The following is a 7,102-nucleotide window of genomic DNA, read 5'->3' on the forward strand; positions in this document are numbered from 1 at the left end:
CCGAGCCGGAGCCCGAACCCCGCAGCCTCGCCAGCCGCCTGCGCCCGGAGCGTCGCCCCGGCCTCCGCGAGGACCGCTACGAAGACGATGAGGACGAGGAAGAAACCGAGGGGGCACCCCACGCGCCTTACCGCCACGACGACGACTGATTTCAGTGCTTCAGTTCTTTTCACCAAGCATAAAAAAACGGTCATGCTGAGCGCAGCCGAAGCATCTCTACCGCAAGAGTAAATCCAATCGTTAGGATTAGTTCCGCAGTAGAGATGCTTCGACTCCGCTCAGCATGACGTTCTTTTAACTGGAATACCAATCAATATTATTACCCCAACCCAATGATTCTCACCGACCAGCAAATCCTCGCGGAAATCGAGAAAGGCACCATCGTCATCGAGCCCTACGACCGCGCCTGCCTGGGCACCAACTCCTACGACGTACACCTCGGCCCGTACCTGGCCACCTACCGCGACGCGGTGCTGGACGCGCGCAAGCACAACGAAATCGACCATTTTGAAATCCCCGAAGACGGTTTTGTTCTGGAGCCCGGCAAGCTCTACCTGGGCGTGACGCAGGAATACACCGAAACCCATGCCACCGTGCCTTTTCTCGAAGGCAAGAGCAGCGTGGGCCGCCTCGGCATCGACATTCACGCCACCGCCGGCAAGGGCGACGTGGGTTTCTGCAACTACTGGACGCTGGAAATCAGCGTGTCGATGCCCGTGCGCGTGTACCGCCACATGCCCATCGGCCAGCTCATCTACTTCACGGTGCAGGGCGACGTGAATAACTACTACAACCGCAAGCAGAACGCCAAATACAACGACCGCACCGACCGCCCGGTGGAGTCGATGATGTGGAAAAACCAGTGGTAACGCATAGCCAACGCACTATACTGTAAGGCCAAACCCGAACCGCAACCCGCATTTCTTCGTTATCCCTGAGCACCGGGCCGCTGCTGGCTGGCCCGGTCCTTGCGTAAGTGTGTTACCAAAACCCTACGACCATGACGACGAAAACAGCTTTTGCTTCTTTGGTGCTGGCGCTGCTGGCGGGCGCCGCCTCGGCTCAGCAGGCTCCCAATTCCCCGGTTGCCGTACAGGACAAAACTCAGCCCAGCCCCCGCCTGAACCCTACCGCCTCGCGCGCCGACCAACTCACCAGTCAGATGGTGCGCGACCTGCGCCTCAACGGATACCAGGCCGCTAAGGCCCAGGCCATCAATGCTGACAAAGCCGCGAAAATAGCCGCCATCCAGCGCAAAAACGCTGGCAACCAGCAGGCCATCGACGAGCAGTGCGACGGAGTGTGCAAGGAGCGCGACAAGGAGTTTCAGGATTTCCTGAGCACCGACCAATACAGCGACTATTACGGCGCTCGCAAAGCCTACAACAAGATGGGCCGTGACTATGCCGCCAGTGCTTCCAGCATCCTGCTCACCGAGGCGGTGCAAAACCCGGCCCCTGCGCGGGCCAACGATGCCAGCATCCGTCCGGCCACGCCCAAGCCGGCCAACCGCCCCGCCGGCAACCTGGGCCGCAACGCCCGCTAGCCCGTACTTGTAGCGCATGTTCTCGCTTGCGCCCGCAAAATAAAAAGCCCCGCCGGATGCTTCCGGTGGGGCTTTTCTATTGGAATTTCTCCTGTTGGAACGCACAAGCTAAAGCATGTGCTACAAGGCTATTGGCCTTGTTCCTGCTTGTCGAGGTACTCTGACAGCTCTTTGCAGAGCGCGCGCATTTTGGCGGCCATTTCTTTGTCGTCGGTGGCCGTCACGATGTTCTCGGCCATTGAGCCAATGTTGTCGACTACGAAGCGCTTCATCTCGTCCACGGGCATGTCCTTAGTCCAGAGGTCGATTTTCATGGTGCCCACCTGCTCGCGGTCCCACAGCGCAATGTTGATGGCCTTGGCGAAATGAATGTCCGGCCCCGCATCGGTGGCCGACCAGCTGATGGCCTCGGGTACTTTATTGTCATCCAGCGCGATGCTGAAGCGAATTTCTGATTTTTTCATAATGAGTTGTATCGGAACGATAGAAAAAGAACGTCATGCTGAGCGAAGTCGAAGCATCTCTGCCGCCATACTAAAATTGATTAGTGGCGCGGTAGAGATGCTTCGACTTCGCTCAGCATGACGTTCAGAAAGCGTTATCTAAACGTAGTTGTTCAGCATCACCGGCATTACCAGCATCAGGATGCTTTCGTTGTCGTCGGGGGTGGTGGGCATGAGCAGGCCGGCGCGGTTGGGCGTGCTCAGTTCCAGCGTGATTTCCTCGGAGTCGATGTTGGACAGCATCTCAATCAGGAAACGGGCGTTGAAGCCGATTTCCATGTCTTCGCCGTCGTACTGGCAGGCCAGCGTTTCCTTGGCTTCGTTGCTGAAATCCAGGTCCTCGGCGCTCACCACCAGCTCGGAGCCGGCTAGGCGCAGGCGCACCTGGTGGGTGGTTTTGTTGGAGTAGATGCTGATGCGGCGCACCGAATTCAGCAGCTCGGCGCGGTTGATAACCAGCTTGTTGGGGTTGCTGACGGGAATAACGTTCTCGTAGTCGGGGTACCGCTCGTCAATCAGGCGGCACACGAGGCGCATCTGGTTGAAGCTGAAGAAGGCGTTGCTTTGGTTGAACTCCATCTTCACCGGCGTGGCCTCGGAGGGCAGCGTGCCCTTCAGCAGGTTGAAGGCTTTGCGCGGGATGATGAGGTTGGCGGTTTGGCCGGCGCCCACATCCTGGCGGCGGTAGCGCAGCAGGCGGTGTCCGTCGGTGGCCACGAAGGTTACCTGCGAGTCGGCCAGCTGCACCAGAATGCCGGTCATGGCCGGGCGCAGCTCGTCGGTGCTCACCGCGAAAATGGTTTTGTTGATGGCGCGGGCCAGCGACGAGGAGGGCATCTCAATCGGGGCGGAACCCTTCACCACCGGCACGCGGGGGAAGTCGGCGGCATTCTCGCCGGCCAGCTTGTAACGGCCGTTCGAGGAGCTGATTTCGATGGTGTAGGTTTCCTCGTCCAGCGTGAAGGTGACGGGCTGGTCGGGCAGGTTCTTGAGGGTGTCGAGCAGGATGCGGGCGGGCGCGGCGATACGGCCGGTGTCGCGGGCCTCCACGGGCAGCTCGGTAATCATGCTCGTCTCCAGGTCGGAGGCGGTGATGGTGAGCTTACCGGCCTCAATCTCAAAGAGAAAATTCTCCAGAATGGGCACCACGGGGTTGTTCGTAACCACGCCGTTGATGCTTTGCAGCTGCTTGAGCAGCGCGGAGGACGAAACAATGAATTTCATAAGTAGAGCCTTGGTTGGGGTTGGGGGAGGGCAAAGATACGCGGCGGGGTTCGCGTTTGGAAGCCAGCCGCAAGATTGGTGCAAGAGGCTTTAACCCATAAAACAACTGAAAAAAACACCATCAACGACGGACTTACGTTGGCCAGCCGGGTAGCCGCAATGCCGTTAATTTAACCTCAGCCATTGTACACATTCCGGCGAGCGAAGTTCTTTGCGGCTTCATTTCAATCCTCTCATGGAATCGCTGCATCATTTAGTTTATCAGAGTTCGGCTACCACCGGCCTGAACGAAGCCGAGCTTACCGGACTGCTCGCCCAGTCGCGCACCTGGAACCACGGCCACGGCCTCACCGGGCTGCTGCTCTATAGCAACGGCGACATTATGCAGGTGCTGGAAGGCACAGAAGAGGAAGTTCGCTATATTTTTACCCGCATTGCGCAGGATTCTCGGCATGGCCGGGTGGTTAAGTTATCCGATGGGCCCATTGCGGCGCGCAATTTCTCGCAATGGTCCATGGGCTTCAAAGCCCTGAAACCCGAGGAATTTACGCAGCTGCAAGGCTACGTCGACCCGGCCAGGGGTGCCCATCTGAAAGACTTGACCCTAGCCGCCGATGCGGGGCTGCACTCGGTGCTGGCCACCTTCGTGGCGGATGACGTGATTCGGTTCTGAGCAACTAGGCCCCGAACGACGCATAGCGCCGCTTGCGCCGCCACGCCCGCACGGCCCCGAACGCCCCCAGCAGCGCCAGCGGTGCACCGATGTTCAACAGCTGCCAGCGGCGGCGCTGCTCGGCCAACTTCACCTTATCCAAGGGGCGGAGGGTGATTTGCTTGCCGCGCACGGCAATGAGGCCGGTTTCGTCGAGTAGGTAGTCGGTGGCGTTGAGCACCAGCTCGCGGTTGGCGAACTCGGTGTTGGCGAGGCGGTCGAAGCCCAGGCGGTAGGGGTTGCCGGTTTTGGGGTCGATGTCGGAGCGGATGAAGTCGCCGTCGGAGATGACGAAGATTTTGCTCGGCTTGGCGTTGGCCGGCTTCTCGGGCTGGAATTGCAGGGTGCCGGGCCGGGCGCGGTTGGCGAAGAGCGAGGTAAACTGCCCTTCAAGCAGGTAGCCCACTGGCTGGAAGCCCTTCTGGTAGAGCTTGGGGTTGGGCTCCAAGCGGGCGTCGTTGAAGTTGATGGGCACCGGAGCGGGCAGCACGCGGGTGTAGCGCGAGGTGCTCATCAGCGCGGTTTTGCGGATGCCGGTGGCCTTCACCGTATCCAGGTTGCCAACAAATTTCAGGTACACCGCGTCGAGGTTGCGGGTGATGGGGTGGGGGCTGAACTTGTTGATGAGCGGGTAGAGCTGCCAGGGCATGGGCTCAATTTTGGGCTTGTTGCCCTCCATGCCGGTCACGAGTGGAATCTGGCCGCTGTTGAGGTCGAGCAGCAGGTTGGGGTTCAGACGCAGGCCATACTTGAACAGCAGGTCGTCGAGGTTGAGGTTGTAGGGCGTGGCCAGTGAAGCACCATTGCGGCTTACACTGTCCAAATCTACTCGCAGGGCATCGACGAAAAACAGCGCCCGGCCGCCCTGCGTGATGAACTGGTCGAGCTTGAACTTGTCGTCTTCGGAGTAGGGCGTTTTGGGCTGGGCCACCACGATGGCATCGAGCGCGCTCAGGTCCTTCACCTTGCTCAGCGTCACGCGGAACACGTCGTACTGCTGCTGCCAGCTGCCGAGCATGTCGCCGGCCTGCACGTTGTCGAGCTCGCCGTGGCCTTCCACCACGCCGATGCGCTTGCGCAGGCTGGGCACCAGCGCCCGGATGGTGCTGGCCAACTCGTATTCCAACCCTTCGATGCTCTGGTTGAGGCGCACTTCGGCCGGGGCGGCCTGGTTGCCGCGCAGCAGCAGCACATTTTTCTCGTGTCCGCCCGAGCTCACCACGGCGTAGGGAAAAATGATTTTTTCGACGCGCTTGCCGTTTTCGGTGGCGCCGAGGTTGGTGGGTTTCAGGCCTTTCTTAAAAAGGGTTTGGTAAAAAGTATTGCGGGCGGCTTCGGTACTGCCGGCGCTGGGGTCGATGAAAATGTAGTTCAGGTTGGCCCCGCCGTACACCTGGAACTCGGTGAGCGTTTCGCGCACGCCCTGCTCCAGGCGGCGGAAAGCGGGCGGGAAGTCGCCGGTGAGGTACACCGTGACGGTAACCGGCTGCTTGAGGTCGCGAAGTAGCTTTTTGGTCGCGTCCGACATCGTGTAGCGCTTCTCCTCCGTCATATCGATGCGGAAAAAGAAGCGTTGCGCGATGAAATTGAACAGCAACAGCCCGCCCAGAATGGCGGCAAACGTGAGCAAGTCGCGCTGCTTGCGCGAGGAGGGGGCAGGAACCGCAGCCGAAGAAGTAGTCAACGTATTTTCCATTACCAGTTACGGCTCCGTAGTGCCAGGCGCGTGCCCTGCAACGCCAGAGCCACCACGCTAAAGAAATAAACCAAATCCCGCGAGTCGACCAGGCCTTTGCTCAGGTCGCGGTAGTGGGCCGCGATGCCGAGCTGGCTTACGTAGTAAGCCGAGCTGCCCTGCAGCACCGAGGCCAGCGAATCGAAGCCTGAATACACTAGAAAGCAGCCCACTACGGCCACCAGAAACGCAATAATCTGGTCGCGCGTGAGGGCCGAGGCCAGCACCCCAATGGCCGCAAACACCGCCGCCAGCAGCGCCAGTCCCAGATAGGAACCTACCGTGGCGGCCGAGTCGATGTTGCCTTCGGGGCTGCCCAGCTTGTACACCGAGTAGTAATAGAGCAGCGTGGGCACCAGCGCCAGTAGCGCCAGCAGCAGACAGGCCAGGTACTTGCCGCCAATAATCTGCCCATCGGTGAGCGGCCGGGTGAGCAGCAACTCGATGGTGCCGGCCTTTTTCTCTTCTGCGAAGGTACGCATGGTGAGGGCCGGAATCAGGAACAGGAAAATCCACGGCGCCAGGTTGAACAGCGTCTGCAGGTCGGCGTAGCCGTAGTCGAGCACACTGCTATCCGGGAAAACCCAGACGAACAGGCCCGTCGCCACCAGGAATACCCCCAGCACCACATAGGCCACGGGGGAGTTCAGAAAAGCGTTGAATTCTTTTTGAAGGATGGTAAGCATAAGTTATTAATGTGGTAGATGTGATGAATAGGAAAATGTGAAAATTGGTTAGTTGGCATCAAGTGCTTTCATTTTCAACTCATTACATCTCCGCATCTGCCACATTTGAAAAATTACTTCGTCAACTCCCCAAACACCTCCTCCAGGCTCTGGTGCTCCTGCCGCAGCCCGAGTAGCAGCCAGCCTTCCTGGGCCGCAAGGCGCGACACGGCGGCGCGCACATCCACGCCCGGCGCGGTGCGAAGCAATACGGCGCCATCAGGGGCCAACTCTACGTGGCGCACGTTGGGGAGCTGAGCCAGCCGGGCGGTGTCCACGGGGCCTTCAAACTCGACGCGGACGATGGTTTCGCCGGCGGCGGGGGCGGCCAGCTCGGCCACCGGGCTGTCGGCCACCAGCTTGCCCCGGCTGATGATGAGCACGCGCGAGCACAGCGCCGTGACTTCGGGCAGAATGTGGGTGCTGAAAATGACGGTTTTATCCTCGCCCACCTCGCGGATGAGCTGGCGAATTTCCAGAATCTGGTTAGGGTCGAGGCCGGTGGTGGGCTCGTCGAGAATGAGCACGTCGGGGTCGTGAATCAGGGCCTGGGCTAGGCCCACGCGCTGCCGGTAGCCCTTGCTGAGCGCGCCAATCTGCTTGTTCTGCTCGCGGCTGAGGCCCACGCGGCGCACCAGCTCGGCCACGCGGTTGCGC

Annotated in this window: 8 protein-coding genes; 3 read left to right on the plus strand and 5 right to left on the minus strand. The window is 60.1% G+C overall.

Annotated elements, in window-relative coordinates:
* Positions 1-332 precede the first annotated feature (332 nt).
* Together dcd and ACYVDE_RS10915 are read left to right on the plus strand one after the other, a co-directional pair.
* Positions 333-869, plus strand: coding sequence for a dCTP deaminase (gene dcd / locus ACYVDE_RS10910; RefSeq protein ID WP_460501547.1), 537 nt, complete (start codon positions 333-335; stop codon positions 867-869).
* Positions 870-1,000: 131 nt separating this feature from the next.
* Positions 1,001-1,546 (plus strand): hypothetical protein, encoded by a 546-nt coding sequence (locus tag ACYVDE_RS10915; protein ID WP_460501548.1) that lies wholly within the window; start codon positions 1,001-1,003, stop codon positions 1,544-1,546.
* Between the two features lie 128 nt (positions 1,547-1,674).
* Here ACYVDE_RS10915 and gldC read toward each other — a convergent pair whose 3' ends face one another.
* A complete protein-coding gene (gldC, locus tag ACYVDE_RS10920; RefSeq protein ID WP_190922038.1) occupies positions 1,675-2,010 on the minus strand; it encodes a gliding motility protein GldC in 336 nt (111 codons plus the stop codon).
* Positions 2,011-2,148: 138 nt separating this feature from the next.
* Positions 2,149-3,273: a DNA polymerase III subunit beta gene (gene dnaN / locus ACYVDE_RS10925; RefSeq protein WP_460501549.1), complete on the minus strand. Its 1,125-nt coding sequence runs from the start codon at positions 3,271-3,273 to the stop codon at positions 2,149-2,151.
* Positions 3,274-3,508: 235 nt separating this feature from the next.
* Between dnaN and ACYVDE_RS10930 the strand changes: the two genes are divergently transcribed.
* Positions 3,509-3,946: a BLUF domain-containing protein gene (locus ACYVDE_RS10930; protein ID WP_460501550.1), complete on the plus strand. Its 438-nt coding sequence runs from the start codon at positions 3,509-3,511 to the stop codon at positions 3,944-3,946.
* A gap of 4 nt (positions 3,947-3,950) precedes the next feature.
* On the opposite strand, the gene gldG is transcribed toward ACYVDE_RS10930, so the two are convergent.
* The 3 genes from gldG to ACYVDE_RS10945 all read right to left on the minus strand — a co-directional run.
* Positions 3,951-5,681, minus strand: a complete 1,731-nt coding sequence (gene gldG, locus ACYVDE_RS10935) for a motility-associated ABC transporter substrate-binding family protein (protein ID WP_460501551.1) — start codon at positions 5,679-5,681, stop codon at positions 3,951-3,953.
* The gene (gene gldF / locus ACYVDE_RS10940) at positions 5,681-6,406 is read right to left on the minus strand and encodes an ABC-2 transporter permease (protein ID WP_460501552.1); all 726 of its coding nucleotides are present in this window, start codon (positions 6,404-6,406) and stop codon (positions 5,681-5,683) included. The genes gldG and gldF overlap by 1 nt, the downstream gene beginning before the upstream one ends.
* A 113-nt stretch (positions 6,407-6,519) precedes the next feature.
* A partial coding sequence (locus tag ACYVDE_RS10945) for an ATP-binding cassette domain-containing protein (RefSeq protein ID WP_460501553.1) occupies positions 6,520-7,102 on the minus strand: 583 nt, incomplete at its 5' end.

The sequence above is a fragment of the Hymenobacter agri genome (assembly GCF_054778495.1).